The 20483-nt window shown below is 66.6% G+C and carries 19 protein-coding genes; 18 read left to right on the plus strand and 1 reads right to left on the minus strand.

What is annotated here, in order from left to right:
- The first annotated feature begins 9 nt into the window (after positions 1-9).
- The 8 genes from ribD to hisF all read left to right on the plus strand — a co-directional run bounded on the left by ribD (position 10) and on the right by hisF (position 5878).
- Positions 10-1128 carry a bifunctional diaminohydroxyphosphoribosylaminopyrimidine deaminase/5-amino-6-(5-phosphoribosylamino)uracil reductase RibD gene (ribD, locus tag NIBR502772_RS10825; RefSeq protein ID WP_141140176.1) on the plus strand — a complete coding sequence of 373 codons (1119 nt, stop codon included), beginning with the start codon at positions 10-12 and terminating at the stop codon, positions 1126-1128.
- Positions 1128-1763: a riboflavin synthase gene (locus NIBR502772_RS10830; protein WP_141140177.1), complete on the plus strand. Its 636-nt coding sequence runs from the start codon at positions 1128-1130 to the stop codon at positions 1761-1763. Before ribD ends, NIBR502772_RS10830 begins: the two co-directional genes overlap by 1 nt.
- On the plus strand, positions 1760-2476 hold the full coding sequence (gene ribB / locus NIBR502772_RS10835) for a 3,4-dihydroxy-2-butanone-4-phosphate synthase (protein ID WP_141140178.1): 717 nt from the start codon (positions 1760-1762) through the stop codon (positions 2474-2476). The genes NIBR502772_RS10830 and ribB overlap by 4 nt, the downstream gene beginning before the upstream one ends.
- Before the next feature lie 10 nt (positions 2477-2486).
- Positions 2487-3218: a GTP cyclohydrolase II gene (ribA, locus tag NIBR502772_RS10840; RefSeq protein ID WP_141140179.1), complete on the plus strand. Its 732-nt coding sequence runs from the start codon at positions 2487-2489 to the stop codon at positions 3216-3218.
- A 17-nt stretch (positions 3219-3235) separates the two neighbouring features.
- Positions 3236-3721 carry a 6,7-dimethyl-8-ribityllumazine synthase gene (gene ribH / locus NIBR502772_RS10845; protein ID WP_141140180.1) on the plus strand — a complete coding sequence of 162 codons (486 nt, stop codon included), beginning with the start codon at positions 3236-3238 and terminating at the stop codon, positions 3719-3721.
- Between the two features lie 104 nt (positions 3722-3825).
- Positions 3826-4089 (plus strand): phosphoribosyl-ATP diphosphatase, encoded by a 264-nt coding sequence (locus tag NIBR502772_RS10850; protein WP_056345618.1) that lies wholly within the window; start codon positions 3826-3828, stop codon positions 4087-4089.
- Between the two features lie 93 nt (positions 4090-4182).
- Complete coding sequence (gene hisG / locus NIBR502772_RS10855; RefSeq protein ID WP_141140181.1) at positions 4183-5043, plus strand: ATP phosphoribosyltransferase; 861 nt, start codon at positions 4183-4185, stop codon at positions 5041-5043.
- Between the two features lie 58 nt (positions 5044-5101).
- Positions 5102-5878 carry an imidazole glycerol phosphate synthase subunit HisF gene (gene hisF / locus NIBR502772_RS10860; protein ID WP_141140182.1) on the plus strand — a complete coding sequence of 259 codons (777 nt, stop codon included), beginning with the start codon at positions 5102-5104 and terminating at the stop codon, positions 5876-5878.
- 82 nt (positions 5879-5960) lie between these two features.
- On the opposite strand, the gene NIBR502772_RS10865 is transcribed toward hisF, so the two are convergent.
- The gene (locus NIBR502772_RS10865; protein ID WP_058932697.1) at positions 5961-6605 is read right to left on the minus strand and encodes a TIGR03085 family metal-binding protein; all 645 of its coding nucleotides are present in this window, start codon (positions 6603-6605) and stop codon (positions 5961-5963) included.
- 135 nt (positions 6606-6740) lie between these two features.
- Between NIBR502772_RS10865 and hisI the strand changes: the two genes are divergently transcribed.
- The 10 genes from hisI (at position 6741) to NIBR502772_RS10915 (ending at position 20466) form a co-directional block, all read left to right on the plus strand.
- Positions 6741-7148 carry a phosphoribosyl-AMP cyclohydrolase gene (hisI, locus tag NIBR502772_RS10870; RefSeq protein ID WP_141140183.1) on the plus strand — a complete coding sequence of 136 codons (408 nt, stop codon included), beginning with the start codon at positions 6741-6743 and terminating at the stop codon, positions 7146-7148.
- Between the two features lie 123 nt (positions 7149-7271).
- Entirely contained in the window at positions 7272-8873 is a 1602-nt protein-coding gene (locus NIBR502772_RS10875) for an anthranilate synthase component I (protein WP_141140184.1), read from the plus strand.
- A complete protein-coding gene (locus tag NIBR502772_RS10880; RefSeq protein WP_141140185.1) occupies positions 8870-9472 on the plus strand; it encodes a Trp biosynthesis-associated membrane protein in 603 nt (200 codons plus the stop codon). The genes NIBR502772_RS10875 and NIBR502772_RS10880 overlap by 4 nt, the downstream gene beginning before the upstream one ends.
- Before the next feature lie 116 nt (positions 9473-9588).
- Entirely contained in the window at positions 9589-9876 is a 288-nt protein-coding gene (locus NIBR502772_RS10885; RefSeq protein ID WP_104062004.1) for an HGxxPAAW family protein, read from the plus strand.
- Positions 9876-10697, plus strand: coding sequence for an indole-3-glycerol phosphate synthase TrpC (trpC, locus tag NIBR502772_RS10890; RefSeq protein WP_141140186.1), 822 nt, complete (start codon positions 9876-9878; stop codon positions 10695-10697). Before NIBR502772_RS10885 ends, trpC begins: the two co-directional genes overlap by 1 nt.
- Before the next feature lie 72 nt (positions 10698-10769).
- On the plus strand, positions 10770-12173 hold the full coding sequence (gene trpB / locus NIBR502772_RS10895; RefSeq protein ID WP_246848759.1) for a tryptophan synthase subunit beta: 1404 nt from the start codon (positions 10770-10772) through the stop codon (positions 12171-12173).
- A complete protein-coding gene (gene trpA / locus NIBR502772_RS10900) occupies positions 12173-12979 on the plus strand; it encodes a tryptophan synthase subunit alpha (protein ID WP_056345641.1) in 807 nt (268 codons plus the stop codon). The genes trpB and trpA overlap by 1 nt, the downstream gene beginning before the upstream one ends.
- Before the next feature lie 5 nt (positions 12980-12984).
- A complete protein-coding gene (gene lgt, locus NIBR502772_RS10905; RefSeq protein ID WP_141140187.1) occupies positions 12985-14139 on the plus strand; it encodes a prolipoprotein diacylglyceryl transferase in 1155 nt (384 codons plus the stop codon).
- A 263-nt stretch (positions 14140-14402) separates the two neighbouring features.
- Positions 14403-19016, plus strand: a complete 4614-nt coding sequence (gene gltB / locus NIBR502772_RS10910) for a glutamate synthase large subunit (protein ID WP_141140188.1) — start codon at positions 14403-14405, stop codon at positions 19014-19016.
- Positions 19009-20466, plus strand: coding sequence for a glutamate synthase subunit beta (locus NIBR502772_RS10915; RefSeq protein ID WP_104062008.1), 1458 nt, complete (start codon positions 19009-19011; stop codon positions 20464-20466). The genes gltB and NIBR502772_RS10915 overlap by 8 nt, the downstream gene beginning before the upstream one ends.
- The last annotated feature ends 17 nt before the right edge of the window (positions 20467-20483 follow it).

The raw sequence follows: 20483 nt of genomic DNA on the forward strand, positions 1-20483 counted from the left end.
GGCTGCCCCATGACCCGGATCGAAACCGTCACGGCGTTCAGCGACGCCGAAACCGCCGCCATGGACGCAGCGCTCGAAGCAGCCCTGCAGGGCCCGCGCGGAGCGAATCCGCTCGTGGGCGCCGTCGTCATCGATGCTGCCGGCCGCCGGCTGGTGACCGGGTACCACCGCGGCGCCGGCACACCCCACGCGGAAGCGGACGCCATCGCCCAGGCTGAGGCCGCCGGGCTGGACCTGAGCGGCTGCACGATGGTGATCACGCTGGAACCCTGTGACCACAGCGGCCGCACGGGGCCCTGCACCCAGGCGATCATTCGTGCCGGAATCACGGACGTGGTCTACGCCGTCGACGATCCCCACGACCCTGCGGCGGGCGGCGCAGCCACCCTCCGGAACGCGGGCGTCCAGGTCCGCAGCGGGCTCGCGGCCAGCGAATCGTTCGAGTTGAACCGTCAGTGGTTCCTGGGAGTGGCCGCACAGCGCCCGTTCGTGACGCTGCACATCGCGCAGACCCTGGACAGCCGGATCGCCGCTGAGGACGGAACGAGCCAGTGGATCTCCTCCCCGGAGTCGCTCGCTGACAACCACGGACTGAGGCGCCGGATCGACGCCATCCTCGTGGGCACGCAGACCGTGCTCGTGGACAACCCCCGGCTGACAGCCCGCGACGCGTCCGGAGCCACAGCCGGCAAACAGCCGCTGCGCGCCGTGATGGGCCTGCGGGACATCCCGGCCGACGCCGCCGTCCGCGGTGACGACGGGAACGTGCTCCACCTGCCCACGCGGGATCCGCGGGAGGCGCTCTCGCTCCTCTACGCGGAAGGAATCCGCCACGTGATGGTGGAAGGCGGCTCACGCATCCTCAGTTCATTCCTGGCCGCCGGTCTTGTGGACGAACTCATTGTCTACCTCGCCCCCACCCTGCTGGGTTCCGGAACTCCCGCCCTCAGAGGGCTCGGAATCACCACCCTTGCGGATGCCCGGCACTGGGACTGGGACCCTTCCGACGGCGGTGCCGTCCTGACCCTGGGCCGGGACCTGAGGCTGCACCTCCGTCCAGTACCAACCGATGCTTTTGAACCACACCTATCCCGCACTGCCGCGGAACCAGCCATGGGAGGCTACTGATGTTTACCGGAATTATTGCCGAACAGGGACAGGTTCTGTCCGTGGAGCGGGACGGCGATGCCAGCGCAACGCTCCGCCTCCGGGCGCCCGGCACCACCGAAGGGCTCGGACTGGGCGGGTCCATTGCCGTCAACGGGGTCTGCCTGACGGCCACCGCCATCGAGGGCAAGGAGTTCAGCGTTGATGTGATGGGCGAAACCCTCGTCCGCAGCACCATCGGCGAACTGGCCGCCGGTGACTCGGTGAACCTTGAGCGCTGCGTCCCTGCCGGCGGCCGGCTCGACGGCCACGTCGTCCAGGGCCACGTCGACGGCGTCGGGCAGCTGCTGGAGCGCGAGGCACTCGGCAACTGGGAACGCCTCCGGTTCGGTGTGCCGGCCAACCTTGCCCGCTACATCGCGGAGAAGGGCTCCATAGCGATCGACGGCGTCTCGCTCACCGTCACGGCGGTCAGCCCCGCCGCGGAGCTGGAGCCCTGGTTCGAAGTGGGGCTGATCCCCACCACCCTGGCCGAGACCGGCCTGGGGGCCAAGGCAACCGGCAGAAGGGTCAACCTCGAAGTCGACGTGCTCGCGAAATACACCGAACGCCTGCTGGCATTCAGCACCGGCGCAACCACCGGGGGCGAACGATGAACGCCGCCGTCCGGCTGGAGCCGGCCGCGTCCGCCGGACCGGTGCCCAATGCAGCCTTCGGACTTGACCCCGTGGAAGATGCCATCCGCGCCATGGCCGCCGGCCGGCCCGTGCTGGTGGTGGACAACGAGGACCGCGAAAACGAAGGCGACATCATCTTTGCCGCACAGCATGCCACGCCTGCCCTCATGGGATGGACCATCCGCTACAGCTCCGGCGTCATCTGCGTCCCCTTGAGCGGGGAGCGCGCCGATGCCCTGGCACTGCCGCCCATGGTGGCAGTGAACGAGGACGCGAAGGGTACGGCGTACACCGTTTCCTGCGATGCGGCCGTGGGTGTCAGCACTGGAATCTCCGCCACGGACCGGGCCCTCACGGCCCGCGTCCTTGCAGACCCCGGCGCCGGACCGGCGGCCGTGACCCGGCCCGGGCATATTTTTCCGCTCCGGGCAGTTAACGGAGGAGTGCGTGAACGCCCCGGCCACACCGAAGCGGCCGTGGACCTCTGCCGGCTCGCCGGACTGGAGCCAGTGGGCGTGATCGCCGAGGTTGTGTACGACGACGGTGAAATGATGCGGCTCGACGGGCTGCGGGGATTCGCTGCTGAACACGGGTGCCCCCTGATCTCGATTGAGGATCTGGTGGCCTATCTTGAAGCTGGAGCCGGGATACCCGCCGACAGTGACACCGGGCCGGACGCCCGGGCGGAGTAGAGGAGTAATGATGACGGCTTCCGGAGTATCGGACAACAGCCACCAGAACAGCCACCACCGGGGGGCGGTCGGCAATGGCCGGGCCCACCACCCCGTGAGCGGCGGTCCCATTGTGCAGCTTCCCACGGCATTTGGCGATTTCGTTACCCAGGCGTGGACAGACCTGGTCACTGGCGCCGAACACCTGGCGGTGAGCTCGCCCAACCCGCCCAGGGAGGGCGTTGCTCCGCTGGTCAGGCTGCATTCCGAGTGCCTGACCGGCGACGTCTTCGGCTCCTACCGTTGTGACTGTGGCGAACAGCTGGCGTATGCCCTGGAGCTGATCAACGAGTTCGGCGGCACGCTGCTGTACCTGCGCGGGCAGGAAGGCCGGGGGATCGGGCTGGCCAACAAGATCAAGGCCTATGCCCTCCAGGAAGCGGGCTTTGACACCGTGGAGGCCAACGAGCAGCTGGGACTGCCGGTGGACGCCCGCTGCTACAAGGCGGCCGCCCAGATCCTGGCCGAGATGGGCCTCCACGAGATCCGGCTCCTGAGCAACAACCCGGACAAAAAGAACAGGCTCGCCAAAGCCGGTGTGAAGGTAGTGGAAATGGTGCCCACCGAGGTGCCGTCCCGCGACCAGAACATCCGCTACCTGCAGACCAAAAAGGACCGCATGGAGCACCGGCTGATGCTGGACACCCACGTTGTCACGGTGCCAAGCGGCGCTGCCGACGATTTCGACCACGACCAAAACTGAACGGATCAGATTCACGCATGAGCGGACACGGCGCACCAGATATTGACCTCACCACCCTCAACCCGGCGGAAACGTCGCAGCTGCGGCTGGCCATCGTGGCAGCCAGCTGGCACACCCAGATCATGGACGGGCTCTTGGACGGTGCCCTGCGCGCCGCCAAGGACGCGGGCATCAGCGAACCCACCGTTCTGCGCGTTCCGGGCGCCTTCGAGCTTCCCGTCGCCGCCGCGCGGCTGGCACCGCACTTTGACGCAGTGGTGGCCCTCGGCGTCGTGATCCGGGGCGGCACGCCGCACTTTGAATACGTCTGCCAGGCGGCGACGTCGGGACTGACCGATGTCAGTGTCTCCACCGGCGTCCCGGTGGGCTTCGGCGTGCTGACCTGCGATACGGAGCAGCAGGGACTGGACCGCGCGGGCCTGCCGGGCTCCAGCGAGGACAAGGGCCACGAAGCCGTGACGGCAGCCCTGGCCACCGCATTGCTCCTCAAGCAGTACACGTAGCAGCGGGCGGGCTGCCGGGGCGCGGTGTGTGTTCGCTCACATCGCGTCCGTCATGCAGCGGCCCGAAAGGGGCCCACTGGCCGGCAGCAAGTAGGCTGTAGGGCGTGAAGAATTTCGAGACGCTGTTCGCTGAACTGAGTGAGAAGGCAGCCACCCGCCCGGCAGGCTCCCGCACCGTCGCTGAATTGGAGTCCGGAGTCCACGGCATTGGCAAGAAAGTCGTGGAGGAAGCAGCCGAAGTGTGGATGGCCGCTGAGTACGAATCCGATGAGGCCACGGCCGAGGAAATCTCCCAGCTGCTCTACCACCTGCAGGTTCTGATGCTCGCTAAAGGCCTGACCCTGGAAGACGTCTACAAGCATCTGTAGCCACCGTGGCACGCGGCGGTCAACAACTGCCTGCCCGTGCCCTGCGTGGCCCGTTTGCCTGATCCACAGACCTCCCAACCAAGAAAGACCCCCATGCTGCGAGTAGCCGTCCCCAACAAAGGCTCCCTGTCCGAAGCCGCCTCCGCCATGCTGACCGAAGCGGGCTACCGCCAGCGCCGCGACACCCGCGAGCTGGTCATGATGGACCCTGACAACGACATCGAGTTCTTCTTCCTCCGCCCGCGCGACATCGCTGTCTACGTCGGACGCGGAACCCTCGACGTCGGCATCACCGGCCGCGACCTGCTGCTGGACGCCGAGGTGGAGGCTGAGGAACTGCTGCCCCTGGGCTTCGCTGCGTCCACGTTCCGCTTCGCCGGACCGGTGGGCGACTTCGCCACGGCAGAAGAGCTTGAAGGAAAGCGCCTCGCCACGAGCTATGACGGGCTGCTCCGCGGCTACCTCGCCGAGCGGGGCATCAATGCCAAGGTGGTCCGGCTCGACGGCGCCGTGGAGTCGTCAGTACGCCTCGGCGTAGCTGACGCCATCGCCGACGTCGTGGAAACGGGCAACACCCTCAAAGCCGCCGGGATGGAAATCTTCGGCGAGCCGATCCTCAAATCGGAAGCGGTCCTGATCCGCCGCACCGGCGAAGGCGGAGCGGCGAACGGCACCGCCAAGGAGATTGAAGTCCTGATCCGCCGCCTGCAGGGCGTCCTCGTGGCACGCCAGTACGTGCTCATGGACTACGACATCCGCAAGGAACTCGTGGAACAGGCCGCCGCACTGACCCCCGGCCTGGAATCACCCACCGTCTCACCGCTGCGCGACTCCGACTGGGTGGCCGTCCGGTCCATGGTTCCGAAGAAGGAAACCAACCGGATCATGGATGAGCTCTACGACCTCGGCGCCCGCGCCATCCTGGTCAGCAGCATCCACGCCTGCCGTATCTGAGCGTCCCGCCCGGTTCACGCCGCGCCGCAGAACCCACCCGAGAATTCCAGGAGTCCCCATGGCTGTAGCTGTACGAGTCATCCCCTGCCTCGACGTCGACGCCGGGCGCGTTGTGAAGGGCATCAACTTCGAGGGGCTCCGCGACGCGGGCGACCCGGTGGAGCTGGCGCACCGGTACGACAATGCGGGCGCCGACGAGCTGACGTTCCTCGATGTCACGGCGTCCTCGGGCAACCGCGAAACCACCTTCGACGTGGTCCGCCGTACGGCCGAGGAAGTCTTCATCCCGCTGACGGTAGGCGGCGGTGTCCGCGGTGTTGCCGAGGTGGACAAGCTCCTGCGTTTTGGCGCGGACAAGGCTTCCATCAACACGGCCGCCGTTGCCCGCCCGGACGTCATCAACGAAATCAGCCGGCATTTCGGTTCGCAGGTGCTGGTCCTGTCCGTGGACGCCCGCCGGACCCGCCCCGGGTCCCAGCCCACGCCGTCGGGCTTTGAAGTGACCACCCACGGCGGCCGCACCGGTACCGGGATCGACGCCATCGAGTGGGCCAGGGAAGCTGCCGACCGCGGCATCGGCGAAATCCTGCTCAACTCCATCGACGCCGACGGCACCAAGGACGGCTTCGACCTGGAACTGATCCGGCTGGTCCGGGCAGCCGTGAAAGTGCCGATCATCGCCTCAGGAGGTGCCGGGGAACCGGCCCACTTCCCGCCTGCCGTCGCCGCGGGAGCGGACGCCGTGCTGGCAGCCTCGATCTTCCACTGGGGCCCGGACAACATGATGTCCCAGGTCAAGCAGGCCATCCGCGACGCAGGCTTCGAAGTCCGCTAACCCCAACCCGACTCAGCAACGCGGGGTCACTCCTTGCCCAATAACCGATGGTTGTTGGGCAAGGAGTGACCCCGCGTTGGTTTTAGAGGCCGACTTCTGCCGACTGGAGCAGGGCGACGGCGTCCGGCTGGCCTTCGAAGGTGACCAGGGCGTGGCGGGTCCGGCCGTGGGCGTGCATCAGCAGTTCACCCGGCTCACCCACGATCGCCACCGAAACCGGTGCCCGCTTGGCGACGTGCCGCGGCCCGGACGGGCGCACCAGCACAATGCCAAGGTCGACGCCACGGTAAAGGATGGCTGCCCGCTTGATCAGTTCGTCCCAGAGGGCGTCCGAGTAGGCCTCGTCGAGGGCGCGCGGCGCCCAGCGGTCCACAGCCCGGCGGATGTCCTCGGTGTGGACGAAATATTCGATCAGGTTGGAGCTCTCGTCCAATGCCTTGATGTTCATGGGGGAGAGAGCCGGCGGGCCACCACGGAAGGTGTTCACGAGGCCGGTGTAGTCGTCAGCGGTTTTCAGCTTCGCCGCGAGTTTGGCGGTGGCCTTGTCCGAAGCCTTGGACAGGCGCTTGATGATGAGGCCAAGCCCTACGGCAGCCTTGCGTTCGCGAAGGTAAAGGTGCGCGGCAAGGTCCCTGGTGCGCCAGCCTCTGCAGAGGGTGGGGGCATCAGGGCCGGCCGCCAGCAGGGTTTCGGCCAGGACTTCTCGGGACGGTTCGACGAAATGCATCACTTGTGAAACTAGCACGAGAGCAGGGAAGTTGGGCAGCAGAACCGCCAGCCGATAGGTGCCCTTGTTCACACACTGTTTGTATGCCCGTTGGTGCATATTCGGGGCCGCTGATGAGGCACTAGACTTGGTCTGATGTCTGAGCAGCCCGCCTCCGCCCCCGTAATAGTCCCGGCCCCCACCACAAGCCCGCTTCCGCACGCTGTTGCGGCCGCGTTGAAGCGCGACGGCGCCGGGCTGGTGGCCGCGGTGGTCCAGCAGTTCGACACCCACGAAGTGCTGATGCTGGGCTGGATGGACGATGAAGCCCTGCACCGCACCATGACCAGCGGCCGGGTCACGTTCTACTCCCGTTCCCGCCAGGAATACTGGCGCAAGGGGGACACCTCCGGCCACGTCCAGTGGGTCAAGTCGGTTGCCCTGGACTGCGACGGCGATGCACTCCTGATCCGCGTGGACCAGGTCGGCGCGGCGTGCCACACCGGCACCCGGACCTGCTTCGACGGCAGGGACCTGGATGTCCTGGCCGGCGAGGCACTCTGACCCACGGCCCTTGGGCGGAAGACCTGCCCGCAGACACACACTTTTGGCAGCATAAGACTGGCGCCGTTCCACACCGGCGACATTCACGAGGCGACACACAAGAACAGGCGGCGAAGCATAGCCATGCAGGACCTTGGAATCATCAGCCCGGGCCTCGAGGAGTTCCGCGAACTCGCCGGCAGCAGCCGGGTCATCCCCGTCACGCTCAAAGTGCTGGCGGACGCGGAGACCCCGATCGGCCTCTACCGGAAGCTGGCCCAGGGCCAGCCCGGCACGTTCCTGATGGAGTCTGCGGCGGTGGGCGGCACGTGGTCGCGGTATTCCTTCATCGGCGCGAAGTCCCGGGCAACCCTGACCACGAAGGACGGCCAGGCGCACTGGCTGGGCCAGCCCCCTGCCGGAGTGCCCCTGGACGGCAATCCCGTGGATGCCATCCGCGACACCATCGAAGCACTGCGGACCAGCAGGTTTGACGGACTGCCGCCGTTCACCTCCGGCCTCGTCGGCTTCCTGGGCTGGGAAACGGTCCGCCACTGGGAACGGCTGACCAGCCCGCCGGAGGATGACCTCCACCTGCCCGAGATGGCGCTGAACCTGGTGACGGACATGGCCGTGCACGACAACCATGACGGCACCGTGCTGCTGATCGCCAACGCCATCAACTTCGATGGCAGCTCCGACCGCGTGGACGAGGCCTGGGAAGATGCCGTGGCCCGGGTCAAGGCCCTCCTGACCACGATCAGCACACCCGTGGCCCAGCCGGTTTCCGTGCTGGAACCCGCCGCCCTGGACTTCGCCTCCAGCGTCGAGGAACGGTGGGACGAACCCTCCTACTTGGCCGCGCTGGATCGCGGCAAGGAAGCCATTGTGGATGGCGAAGTTTTCCAGGTGGTGATTTCACGCCGCTTCGAGATGGAGTGCGGCGCCTCGCCCCTTGACGTGTACCGCGTCCTGCGCAACACAAACCCCAGCCCGTACATGTACATCTTCAGCCTCGAGGACGCCGACGGCCGGGAGTACTCGATCGTCGGGTCCTCGCCCGAGGCCCTGGTGACGGTGACCGGTGAGGAAGTCATCACCCACCCCATCGCCGGTTCACGGCCCCGCGGCAAAACGGTGGAGGGAGACAAAGCCCTCGCCGAGGAACTGCTGGCCGACCAGAAGGAACGCGCCGAACACTTGATGCTCGTGGACCTCTCCCGCAACGATCTGTCTAAGGTCTGCGTGGCGGGAACCGTGGACGTCACGCAGTTCATGGAGGTGGAGCGGTTCAGCCACATCATGCACCTGGTCTCCACCGTGGTGGGCAAGCTGTCCCCGGACGCGAGCGCCTACGACGTCCTGAAGGCGACCTTCCCCGCGGGCACCCTGTCCGGTGCCCCGAAGCCCCGGGCTCTGCGCCTGCTGGACGAGCTTGAACCCCACCGCCGCGGCATCTACGGCGGCGTGGTGGGTTACCTCGACTTTGCCGGCGACATGGACATGGCCATTGCCATCCGCTCGGCCCTTCTCCGTGAAGGCCGCGCCTACGTCCAGGCCGGGGGAGGCATCGTGGCGGACTCGGTGAACCCCACAGAAGCCTTGGAGACTGTGAACAAGGCGGCCGCTCCGCTCCGGGCCGTACACACGGCCGGATCGCTGCACAACATCGCGGCGGAATCGCTCCCCGGCACCTCTCACCTCAGCGACGCCGGCACCGCCGGGGAAAGCCAGGCCGCCGAATGACGGTGGCCTGGGCCAGGAAGTCCACGCTGGTACTGCTGATCGCTGTCCTTGCGCTGGCGGTCTTCGGGACCACCACCCAGACCTGGATCACCGTCACCCTGGACGCCAACCAGGTGGGCCAGGCGGCGGGGGACCAGAACACCCTTCCGGTCCAGGGCAGCAAGGCCGCCACCGCGGTGACGGCCCTGGCCGTCGTGGCCCTGGCGGGCGGACTGGCAGCGTCCATCGCAGGAAAGTTCGCGCGGTGGGTCATCACCGCCCTCATCATGTTGGCCTCCGTCGGCATCATTGCCGCGGCCGCCACGGTGCTGGCTGACCCGCTGGGGGCCGCGCAGGGCTCCATCGCCGCTGCCACCGGGGTCACCGGCGGGAACGCGGAAGTGGCTGTTACCGTCTTCCCGGTCCTCGCCGTCGTCGCCGGTGCCTTGCTGGCGCTGGCCGCGTTGCTCATCATCCCCGCTGGCCGGCACTGGAAGTCGCGGACCAAATATGACGCAGCCACATACGGGGGGCCCGCTGGAAGTACGGCGGCCGCCACCGGTCCTGTGGACGAGATCGACAGCTGGGACCGGCTCTCGCGCGGCGACGATCCCACGTGAACCCTGCTCGCAGCCAAACCCGAGCAGCCCGCTAAACCTGAGCCCGGACTGCCGATGGGCAGGTCACGGCCAAAAAATGGCAGAATGTAAGCAGTATTCATCCCGAGGAGATTCACATGAGCAAAGCACCCGCTTCCGTATCGAAATCAGGCACCCGGACCGTTGCCCCCGGCGTCGTTGACCACAGCCAGGAACTTGGCCACGGCAACAGCCCCGCGGCCTGGACCTGCGTGATCGTTATGCTGGTCGGCGCCCTCATCGCGTCCATCGCCTTTGTCATCGCCAACACGCCCATCTTCATCGCGGGCGCAGCCGTGATGGTCCTCGGCCTGATCCTTGGCTACGTCATGCGCAAGGCGGGCTACGGCGTCGAAGGCAGCAAGCTGAAGAGCTCCGGCCACTGATGGCGACTGTTCTCGACGACATCAATGCCGGTGTCTGGGAGGATATGGAGGCCAGGAAGCGTCTCGTTTCGCTGGCGGAAGTGAAGGACCTGGCGGCGGCCGCGGCACCCGCGCGGGACGCCTGGTCGGCCCTCGGCGGCACCGCAGTGCAGCGGGACCAGCTGAAGGTCATCGCGGAAATCAAGCGGCGCAGCCCGTCCAAGGGCGACCTTGCCAGCATCGTGGATCCGGCAGCGCTGGCAGAGCAGTATGCCGACGGCGGCGCAGCCGTGATCAGCGTCCTCACCGAACAGCGGCGCTTCAACGGCTCCCTTGCGGACCTGGACGCCGTCCGTGCCCGCGTGGACGTTCCGCTGCTCCGCAAGGATTTCACGCTCGACGAGTACCAGATCTGGGAGGCCCGCGCCCACGGCGCGGACCTGATCCTGCTCATCGTGGCGTCGCTCTCCGACAGCCAACTCCGGGAGTTCAGCGCCCTCAGCCGCGAACTCGGCATGAACGTGCTTGTGGAGACGCACACGGAAGAGGAAATCGAACGTGCAGTGGCGGCTGAGGCGCGCATCATCGGCGTCAACGTGCGCAACCTGAAGACGCTCGACGTCGACCGTTCAGTTTTCGCCTCCCTCGCGGGACTGATTCCGGCCCGAGCCCTGGTCATCGCCGAATCCGGTGTGCGCGGCGTGGACGACGTGACGCATTACGCCGCCAACGGCGCCAACGCCATCCTGGTGGGCGAGGCCCTGGTCAGCGACGCAACGCCGCGTGACCGGATCGCCGAATTCACGGCGGCCGGCGCTGCCGCCATCGCCGCCCGGGCCTAGTCCGGGCACCCGCCGGGCCTGGCGCCGGCGGCACAACACTTCCGAACGACCAACTTGAACAGGACGGGACTGATGGCTGAATCCTCAGACAACGCTGACAACAATGCTGCGGACGCTTTCCTGCAGGGCGGCTCGCTGAAGCACGCCCCGGGGCCATACTTCGGCGGCTACGGCGGGCGTTGGATGCCTGAATCGCTGATCGCCGCCCTTGACGAGCTCGAAGACACCTTTGAAAAGGCCAAGGCAGATCCCGAATTCCTGGCCCAGCTCTCCGACCTGAACAAGAACTACTCCGGCCGTCCCTCGCTGCTGACCGAAGCCAAGCGGTTCTCCGAGCACGCCGGAGGTGCCCGGATTTTCCTCAAGCGCGAGGACCTAAACCACACCGGATCCCACAAGATCAACAACGTCCTGGGCCAGGCCCTGCTGGCCAAGCGCATGGGCAAAACCCGCGTGATCGCCGAGACGGGCGCCGGGCAGCACGGCGTTGCCAGCGCCACCGCCGCCGCGCTCCTCGGCCTGGAATGCGTTGTCTACATGGGCGCCGAAGACTGCCGCCGGCAGGCACTGAATGTCGCCCGGATGCAGCTGCTCGGCGCCACCGTGGTGCCCGTGGTGAATGGTTCCCAGACCCTCAAGGACGCCATCAACGACGCCCTCCGGGACTGGGTCAGCAACGTCGACAACACGCACTACCTGTTGGGCACCGCTGCCGGGGCGCACCCGTTCCCGGCCATGGTCCGCTTCTTCCACGAGGTCATCGGCGAGGAAGCCCGCGCCCAGATCCTGGAGCAGACCGGCAAACTGCCCGACGCCGTCTGCGCCTGCATCGGCGGCGGTTCGAACGCGATCGGCATCTTCCACGGATTCCTGGATGATCCGTCCGTGAAGATCTACGGCTTTGAAGCCGGCGGCGACGGCGTGGAAACCGGCCGGCACGCAGCCACCATCACCCTCGGCAAGCCGGGCGTCCTGCACGGCGCACGTTCCTACCTCATGCAGGACGATGACGGGCAGACCATCGAGTCGCACTCGATTTCCGCAGGCCTGGACTACCCGGGCGTGGGCCCGGAGCACGCCTACCTGGCCGACATCGGACGCGTCAGCTACGAACCCATCACCGACAGCGAAGCAATGGACGCGTTCAAGCTGCTGTGCCGGACGGAGGGCATCATCCCCGCCATCGAATCCTCACACGCCCTCGCGGGTGCCATCAAGGTTGGCAAGCGCCTCACTGAAGGCACCGCTGACCCGTCCGAAACGGTGATCATCGTGAACCTTTCCGGCCGTGGCGACAAGGACGTGGAGACCGCCGCGGAATGGTTTGACATGCTTGACGAGGAGGGCAAGGTCAAGGGCACCAACCTGTCCACGCGCAAGCCCAAGGGCCCTGCCGACAGAGCAGAAACTGAAGCCGTTCCCGCCACAGCTGCCCCTGCCACCAAGGCCGCGGACAACAACGAGGACCAGAACTGATGACTGAACAGACGGCCAGCAAGTCCGCCGCCGCCATCGACCGTGCGCGGGACGCCGGGCGCTCAGCGCTCGTGTGCTACCTGCCTGCCGGGTACCCGGACGTCCAGGCCACCATCGACGCAGGCATTGCCATGGCGAAGAACGGTGCCGACCTGATCGAAATCGGCATTCCCTACTCGGATCCGGTTATGGACGGCCCGGTCATCCAGGCAGCCACCACCGAGGCGATCGCCAACGGATTCCGGGTCGAGAGCGTCTTTGACGTTGTCGCCGGCATCACGGCAGCCACCGATGTGGCCGTGCTGGTGATGACCTACTGGAACCCCGTGGTCCGGATGGGTGTGGACGAGTTCTCGCGCCGGCTGGCCGAGGCCGGGGGAGCAGGGCTCATTACGCCTGACCTCATCCCGGACGAAGCATCGGAATGGTTCGCCGCCTCGGACAAGTACGGACTGGACCGTGTGTTCCTCGTGGCGCCGTCCTCCACCCCGGAGCGCCTGGCCATGACGGTCAAGGCAAGCCGCGGCTTTGTGTATGCCGTCTCCATCATGGGCGTGACGGGGACCCGCCAGGCCGTCAGCAGCAGCGCGGAGAAGCTCGTGGCCGACACGCACGCCGCCGGCGCCGAACGTGTGTGCGTGGGACTCGGTGTCTCCAACGCCAGCCACGTCCGCGAGATCGCAGCATACGCAGACGGTGTCATCGTTGGCACCGCGCTTGTTGCCGCCATCCGTGACGGGGGAGTCCCCGCCGTCGCCGACCTCACCCGGGACCTGAGCGCCGGACTCGTCAGGGAAGAAGCCTAACCACCATGCAGATCCTCCTTCAGGCCGCCGCCCTGGTGCCGGCCAGCATCCCCAGCCCGGACTGGTCCGGCTTCGACATCCCGCTGCCGTGGGGGACTCTGCGGATCCACGCCTATGCCCTGTGTATCCTCGCCGGGATCATCGTGGGCCTGTGGCTCACATCCGTCAGGTGGGCCCGCCGCGGCGCGCCCGAAGGCAGCGTCTGGGACATCGTCATCTGGGCGATTCCCTTCGGCATCATCGGCGGCCGGCTCTACCACGTGGTTTCGTCCCCGGACGCCTACTTCGGGCCCGGCTTCGACGGGACCGGGGACCTGTGGCTCATCCCGCAGATCCAGCGTGGCGGACTGGGCATCTGGGGTGCCGTGGTTCTGGGCGTCCTGGGCGCCTGGATCGGCTGCCGCCGATCCGGTGTGAAACTCACCGCCTTCCTGGACGCCGCGGCGCCCGGACTGCTGCTGGCGCAGGCCGTTGGCCGCTGGGGCAACTACTTCAACCAGGAGCTCTTCGGCGGGCCCACCACCCTGCCGTGGGGCCTGCAGATTGATGCGGACAACCCCAACTTCCCGGCCGGCATGCCGGTGGATACGCTCTTCCACCCCACGTTCCTGTATGAGTCGCTCTGGAACATCGCCGGCGTGCTCATCCTGCTGGCCCTGGACCGCCGATTCCACTTCCGCCGCGCCCGGCTCTTCTGGCTCTACGCCATGTATTACACGCTGGGCCGGGTCTGGATCGAAGCAATGCGGATCGACGACGCCGAACAGATCAACCTGTTCGGGATCACCACCAGGCTCAACGTCTGGACCAGCATCTTTGTCTTTGTGGCAGCACTCATCGTGTTCGTCCTCCTGGGATTGAAGGGCCGCCCGGAACCGGACACTCCCTTCCTGGCGGGCCGCGAGCCGGCAGCAGTCGAGGACGTGGACGCTGCGGGGGAGGAAGAGGCGCCGGTCCGAGATGCGGACACTTCTGTCTCGGATAGTGAATCGCGTGATAATCTCCCACATAACCAAAATGGTGCCCGGATCCCTTCCACCCCAACGGAAGAGGAACCGGCAGTCCGGGACAGCGACAAGCCTGTACCGGAGTCGCCGGTAGCCGGAAGTTCCCGCCACAAGGCAACGGAATCCGCGCCGGAGGCTGGCACGAACAAGTAGGACGCCAGCACGGCAGGGTAGCAGAGTCAACACTCGGAGCGCCCACACACCACAGCGTCGTGGCAACAGGGCCCATCCGTTCAGCAGACAGCAGCTGGCCGGTCAAGCCCGGGTCGGGGGTCTGCGTAACTGTTCATTCAGCAGGCCGGTCTGGCCTACAATTTCCTGTAAATAACACTTTGTTGTGCCCATCACAGAGGCGCTGACGAGTGGGGCCAACGGTGTCCCTCCCATACGCACGATCAGGAGGAAGGACGTCTCCCATGAGCCAAACTCTTCACACTCCCAGCTGGTCCGAACCGGACCAGCCTGAGGCTGCCATGTCGCCGTTCAAGCGCTTTGCCGCGCTGCCCGAGGCCCGGGGTCTATACAACCCAGAGAACGAAAAAGACGCCTGCGGGCTGGCGATCATCGCAACGCTCCGCGGCGAGCCCGGCTACGACATTGTCGACGCCGCGCTGACCGCGCTCCGCAACCTGGAGCACCGTGGAGCGGTGGGTGCCGACGAGGGAACAGGTGACGGTGCCGGCCTGCTCATGCAGATCCCGGACGAGTTCTTCCGCGCCGTCACAGAATTCGAACTCCCCGCACCGGGCCAGTTCATAGCCGGTACCGCCTTCCTCCCTGCCGAGCAGCGCGAAGCGGACGCCGCCAAGGCCGGCATTGAAGGCCTTGCCGCCGATGAAGGCCTGACCGTGCTCGGCTGGCGCGAAGTGCCCATCGTCGCAGACCTTGTGGGCGCCATGGCCCGCGCCTGCATGCCCTACTTCTCACAGCCCTTCCTTGCCTCGGCAACCGGCGAGGAACTCGACCGCAACGAGCTCGACTCACGCGCCTGGCGGATCCGCAAGCGTGCCCAGAACAAGTTCGGCGTGTACTTCCCGTCGCTGTCCTCGCGCACCATCGTCTACAAGGGCATGCTCACCACGGCCCAGCTGGAGCCGTTCTACCCCGATCTCTCGGACAAGCGTTTCAAGACCAAGCTGGCGATCGTCCACTCGCGCTTCTCCACCAACACGTTCCCGTCCTGGCCGCTGGCCCAGCCGTTCCGCACCATCGCCCACAACGGTGAAATCAATACCGTCAAGGGCAACCGGAACTGGATGCGCGCCCGCCAGTCCCAGCTCGCCAACCCGCTGCTGGGTGACTCCCCGGAAGAGCTATACCCCATCTGCACGCCCGGTGCGTCAGACTCCGCGTCCTTCGACGAAGTCGCCGAGCTGCTGTGGCTCTCCGGCCGCCCCATCACGCACTCGATCATGATGATGATCCCCGAGGCCTGGGAAAACCACGCCACCATGGATCCGGCACGGCGGGCGTTCTACGAATACCATTCCCTGCTCATGGAACCGTGGGACGGCCCCGCGGCCGTCTCCTTCACCGACGGCAACCTCGTCGGCGCCACCCTGGACCGCAACGGCCTGCGCCCCGGACGCTACTGGATCACCGAAGACGGGCTGATCATCTTCGCCTCTGAGGTGGGTGTGATCGACGTCGAACCCTCCAAAGTGGTCAAGAAGGGCCGGGTTTCCCCGGGCAAGATGTTCCTGGTGGACACCGAGGCCGGCCGCATCATCGACGACGAAGAGGTCAAGGCCGAGGTCGCTGCCGCGAACCCTTGGGCCGAGTGGGTCAAGGACAACCTGATTGACCTCAAGGACCTCCCCGAGCGCGAGCACGTGGTCCACACCGCCGCGTCCGTGAACATCCGCCAGCGGACCTTCGGGTACACCACCGAGGAGCTCAAGATCCTGCTCGGCCCGATGGCCCGCACCGGCGCCGAGCCGCTGGGTGCCATGGGTTCGGACACCCCGATCGCAGTGCTGTCCAAGCGTCCCCGGCTGCTGTTCGACTACTTTGTGCAGTCCTTCGCGCAGGTCACCAACCCGCCGCTGGATGCCATCCGTGAAGAGCTGGTCACGTCGCTGACGTGCGCCATCGGCCCGAACGGCAACCTGCTGGACACCAAGCAGGTCCGCCAGCCGCAGGTCATGTTGCCGTTCCCCGTGATCAACAACGACCAGCTCGCCAAGATCGCCAACATCGAAACGCCCGACGGCGACCGCGTGGCCATGAAGGTCCGCGGCCTCTACCGCCCCGAAGGCGGCGAGAACGCCCTGCGTGCCCGGCTCACCGAGATCTGCGAGCAGGTGTCCGGCGCGATCAACCGCGGCGTGCAGTACGTTGTGCTGTCCGACCGTGACTCGAACGCGCAGTGGGCCCCGATTCCGTCGCTGCTCCTGGTCAGCGCCGTGCACCACCACCTGCTGCGCAGCGCCAACCGCACCAAGACCGCCCTGGTGGTCGAGGCCGGCGACGTCCGCGAGACGCACCACGTGGCTGTCCTGATCGGCTACGGGGCCTCCGCCGTGAACCCGTACCTGGCCATGGAATCCGTGGAGCAGCTCATCACCGCCGGTGACGTTGTGGGGGTCACCCCGCAGGACGGCGTCTACAACCTGATCAAGGGCCTTGGTAAGGGCGTCCTGAAGATCATGTCCAAGATGGGCATCTCCACTGTTGCGTCCTACACCGGTGCGCAGACGTTCGAGGCCCTGGGCCTCGGACAGGAACTGGTGGACGAGTTCTTCGCCGGCACGCATTCCCAGCTGGGCGGCGTGGGCCTGGACGTTATCGCCGCCGAAGTTTCGGCGCGGCACCAGATGGCCTACCCCGAAGGCGGCATCGAACTGCCGCACCGCCCGCTCCTGGGCGGCGGCGAATACCAGTGGCGCCGCGACGGCGAGCCGCACCTGTTCAACCCGGAGACCGTCTTCCGCCTCCAGCACGCCACGCGTGAGCGCCGCTATGACATTTTCAAGGCCTACACCAAGGGCGTGGATGACCAGTCCGAGAACCTGATGACCCTGCGCGGGCTGCTCAAGTTCAAGAACGACCGTCCTGCTGTTCCGTTGGAGGAAGTGGAGCCCGTCTCCAGCGTTGTGAAGCGCTTCTCCACCGGCGCCATGAGCTACGGTTCCATCTCCAAGGAAGCGCACGAGACGCTCGCCATCGCCATGAACCAGTTGGGCGGCAAGTCCAACACCGGTGAAGGCGGCGAGGACGTGGACCGCCTGCTGGACCCGAAGCGCCGCTCTGCCGTCAAGCAGATCGCGTCGGGCCGGTTCGGCGTCACCAGCCTGTACCTGACCAACGCGGATGACATCCAGATCAAGATGGCGCAGGGTGCCAAGCCCGGCGAAGGCGGCCAGCTGATGGCGCAGAAGGTGTACCCCTGGGTTGCCCGGACGCGCCACTCGACGCCCGGCGTCGGCCTGATTTCGCCGCCCCCGCACCACGACATCTACTCCATCGAGGACCTCGCGCAGCTCATCTACGATGCGAAGCGCGCCAACCCCTCGGCCCGGGTACACGTCAAGCTCGTCTCCGAAGTGGGGATCGGCACTGTGGCGTCGGGTGTCACCAAAGCGAAGGCCGACGTCGTACTCGTCTCCGGCCACGACGGCGGAACCGGCGCGTCCCCGCTTAACTCGCTCAAGCACGCGGGTGTGCCGTGGGAGCTCGGGCTCGCTGAGACGCAGCAGACGCTGATGCTCAACGGCCTGCGCGACCGTGTGGTGGTCCAGGTGGACGGCCAGCTCAAGACCGGCCGTGACGTTGTTATCGCCGCGCTGCTCGGCGGCGAGGAGTTCGGTTTCGCCACCGCCCCGCTGGTGGTGGAAGGCTGCATCATGATGCGCGTCTGCCACCTGGATACCTGTCCCGTGGGCGTCGCAACGCAGAACCCCGAGCTGCGGGCCCGCTTCACCGGCAAGCCCGAATTTGTGGTCAACTTCTTCGAATTCTTGGCCGAGGAAGTCCGCGAGATCCTCGCGGAACTCGGCTTCCGGAGCATCGAAGAGGCGATCGGCCACGCCGAGGTGCTGGATGCCCGCGAAGCGATCAACCACTGGAAGGCCGACGGCCTGGACCTGGACCCGATCCTGCACGGGCTCGAGTTCGACGACGACGCTCCGCTGCGCAACATGACCTCGCAGAACCACGAGCTGGACAAGCACTTCGACCAGCGGCTGATCACCATGGCCACGGAGGCGCTGACTGACCGCAGCCCGGTGAAGATCGCGGTGGACGTGATCAACACGGACCGCTCGGTGGGCACCATGCTGGGCCACACGGTGACCAAGACGTTCAGCACGGACGTGCTGGCGCCGGACACCATCGACATCACGCTGACCGGTACCGCGGGACAGTCGCTGGGCGCCTTCCTGCCCGCCGGCATCACGCTGCGCCTCTTCGGTGACTCGAACGACTACGTGGGCAAGGGCCTTTCCGGCGGGCGGATCATCGTCCGGCCGGACCGCACCAACGTGTTCAAGGCCGAAAGCAACGTCATTGCCGGCAATGTGATCGGCTACGGCGCCACCAGCGGCGAGATGTTCCTGCGCGGCCAGGTGGGCGAACGCTTCATGGTCCGCAACTCCGGGGCCACCGCAGTTGTTGAAGGCATCGGAGACCACGGCTGCGAGTACATGACCGGAGGGCAGACGCTGATCATCGGCCGCACCGGACGCAACTTCGGCGCCGGCATGTCCGGCGGCACCGCCTATGTGCTGGACCTGCAGACCACGCAGGTCAACAAGGACGCCCTGCAGTCCGGCGAACTCCAGCTCGTTGAACTCGACGCCGAAGACCGGGACATTGTCCACGGCCTGCTGGTGAAGCATGTCGAGGAAACGGAATCTCTGCATGCAGCCCGGCTGCTGGAGAACTTCGACGACACCGCTGCCCGCATTACCAAAGTGCTGCCGCGCGATTACGCGGCAGTCCTGCAAACCCGACTGGACGCCATCGAAGAGGGCCTCGACCCCGATGGCGAAGAAGTATGGGCTCGAATCCTGGAGGTAACCGGTGGCTGACCCACGCGGATTTCTTAAAGTACGCCAGCGTGAAACCCAGCCGCGCCGTCCCGTTCCCGTCCGCATCATGGACTGGAAGGAAGTCTATGAGGCCCAGGAAAAGGGTGTCCTGAAGGCCCAGGCCGGCCGCTGCATGGACTGCGGCGTGCCGTTCTGCCACCAGGGCTGCCCGCTGGGCAACCTCATCCCCGAGTGGAATGACCTCACCTGGCGGGACAAGGGCGAGGAAGCGATTGAGCGGCTGCACGCCACCAACAACTTCCCCGAGTGGACCGGCCGGCTTTGCCCGGCGCCGTGCGAGGCGTCCTGTGTGCTGGGGATCAACCAGCCCGCGGTCACCATCAAGCAGGTTGAAGTCTCCATCATCGACGAAGCTTGGGACAGCGGCTGGGTCAACCCGCTGCCTCCGACGCGCCTGACCGGCAAGACCGTTGCCGTCGTCGGCTCCGGCCCTGCTGGCCTGGCCGTGGCGCAGCAGCTGACGCGGGTTGGCCACACTGTGGCGGTGTACGAGCGTGACGACAAGATCGGCGGGCTCCTCCGCTACGGCATCCCCGACTTCAAGATGGAGAAGGAGCAGGTGGACCGCCGCATCGAGCAGATGAAGACGGAAGGCACCCGCTTCCGCACCGGCGTCGCAGTGGGCACCGACGTGACGTGGGAGCAGCTGCGCCGCCGGTATGACGCCGTTGTGATTGCCACCGGCGCCACCGTGCCGCGTGACCTGCCCATCCCGGGCCGTGACTTTGACGGCGTGCACTTTGCCATGGATTACCTCGTGCCGGCCAACCGTGTTGTCGCGGGGGAGACGGTGGAGAACCAGATCCACGCCAAGGGCAAGCACGTGGTGATCCTGGGCGGCGGCGATACCGGGGCTGACTGCCTCGGAACTGCACACCGCCATGGAGCCGCATCCGTGACCACCCTGGCCATCGGCAAGCAGCCGCCAGCGGAACGTGCCGGGCACCAGCCGTGGCCCACGTTCCCCACCCTGTTCGAAATGGCCAGCGCCCACGAGGAAGGCGGCGAGCGTACGTACCTTGCCTCCACCGTGGAGTTTGTCGGGGAGAACGGCAAGCTCACCGGCGTCAAGGTTGCCGAAACGGAATTCGTGGACGGCAAGCGCCTCCCGAAGGCCGGCACCGAACGGATCATCCCGGCGGACCTGGTCTTCCTGTCGCTGGGTTTCACCGGAGCCGAGCCGGCGGGCATCACCGAGCAGGTCAGCGCCGAATTCGACGGGCGCGGCAACGTGACCCGCGACGGCTACTACATGACCAACACGGAGGGCATCTTTGTGGCCGGTGACGCCGGCCGCGGGCAGTCGCTCATTGTGTGGGCCATCGCTGAAGGCCGGGCGTGTGCCGCCGCCGTGGACAAGTTCCTCATGGGCAGCACCATCCTGCCTGCGCCGGTGGCTCCGACGGACCGGGCCATCGCGGTTCTCTGACAACAGTCAGTTCGCCG

Source organism: Pseudarthrobacter sp. NIBRBAC000502772, from assembly GCF_006517235.1.
In the GTDB taxonomy this organism is placed as follows: Bacteria; Actinomycetota; Actinomycetes; order Actinomycetales; family Micrococcaceae; genus Arthrobacter.

Excerpts from the sequence above, each read along its gene's own strand:
- ribD (WP_141140176.1), top strand. The coding sequence starts at position 10 with ATGACCCGGATCGAAACCGTCACGGCGTTCAGCGACGCCGAAACCGCC.
- NIBR502772_RS10830 (WP_141140177.1), top strand. The coding sequence starts at position 1,128 with ATGTTTACCGGAATTATTGCCGAACAGGGACAGGTTCTGTCCGTGGAG.
- ribB (WP_141140178.1), top strand. The coding sequence starts at position 1,760 with ATGAACGCCGCCGTCCGGCTGGAGCCGGCCGCGTCCGCCGGACCGGTG.
- ribA (WP_141140179.1), top strand. The coding sequence starts at position 2,487 with ATGACGGCTTCCGGAGTATCGGACAACAGCCACCAGAACAGCCACCAC.
- ribH (WP_141140180.1), top strand. The coding sequence starts at position 3,236 with ATGAGCGGACACGGCGCACCAGATATTGACCTCACCACCCTCAACCCG.
- hisG (WP_141140181.1), top strand. The coding sequence starts at position 4,183 with ATGCTGCGAGTAGCCGTCCCCAACAAAGGCTCCCTGTCCGAAGCCGCC.
- hisF (WP_141140182.1), top strand. The coding sequence starts at position 5,102 with ATGGCTGTAGCTGTACGAGTCATCCCCTGCCTCGACGTCGACGCCGGG.
- NIBR502772_RS10865 (WP_058932697.1), bottom strand. The coding sequence starts at position 6,605 with ATGCATTTCGTCGAACCGTCCCGAGAAGTCCTGGCCGAAACCCTGCTG.
- hisI (WP_141140183.1), top strand. The coding sequence starts at position 6,741 with ATGTCTGAGCAGCCCGCCTCCGCCCCCGTAATAGTCCCGGCCCCCACC.
- NIBR502772_RS10875 (WP_141140184.1), top strand. The coding sequence starts at position 7,272 with ATGCAGGACCTTGGAATCATCAGCCCGGGCCTCGAGGAGTTCCGCGAA.
- NIBR502772_RS10880 (WP_141140185.1), top strand. The coding sequence starts at position 8,870 with ATGACGGTGGCCTGGGCCAGGAAGTCCACGCTGGTACTGCTGATCGCT.
- NIBR502772_RS10885 (WP_104062004.1), top strand. The coding sequence starts at position 9,589 with ATGAGCAAAGCACCCGCTTCCGTATCGAAATCAGGCACCCGGACCGTT.
- trpC (WP_141140186.1), top strand. The coding sequence starts at position 9,876 with ATGGCGACTGTTCTCGACGACATCAATGCCGGTGTCTGGGAGGATATG.
- trpB (WP_246848759.1), top strand. The coding sequence starts at position 10,770 with ATGGCTGAATCCTCAGACAACGCTGACAACAATGCTGCGGACGCTTTC.
- trpA (WP_056345641.1), top strand. The coding sequence starts at position 12,173 with ATGACTGAACAGACGGCCAGCAAGTCCGCCGCCGCCATCGACCGTGCG.
- lgt (WP_141140187.1), top strand. The coding sequence starts at position 12,985 with ATGCAGATCCTCCTTCAGGCCGCCGCCCTGGTGCCGGCCAGCATCCCC.
- gltB (WP_141140188.1), top strand. The coding sequence starts at position 14,403 with ATGAGCCAAACTCTTCACACTCCCAGCTGGTCCGAACCGGACCAGCCT.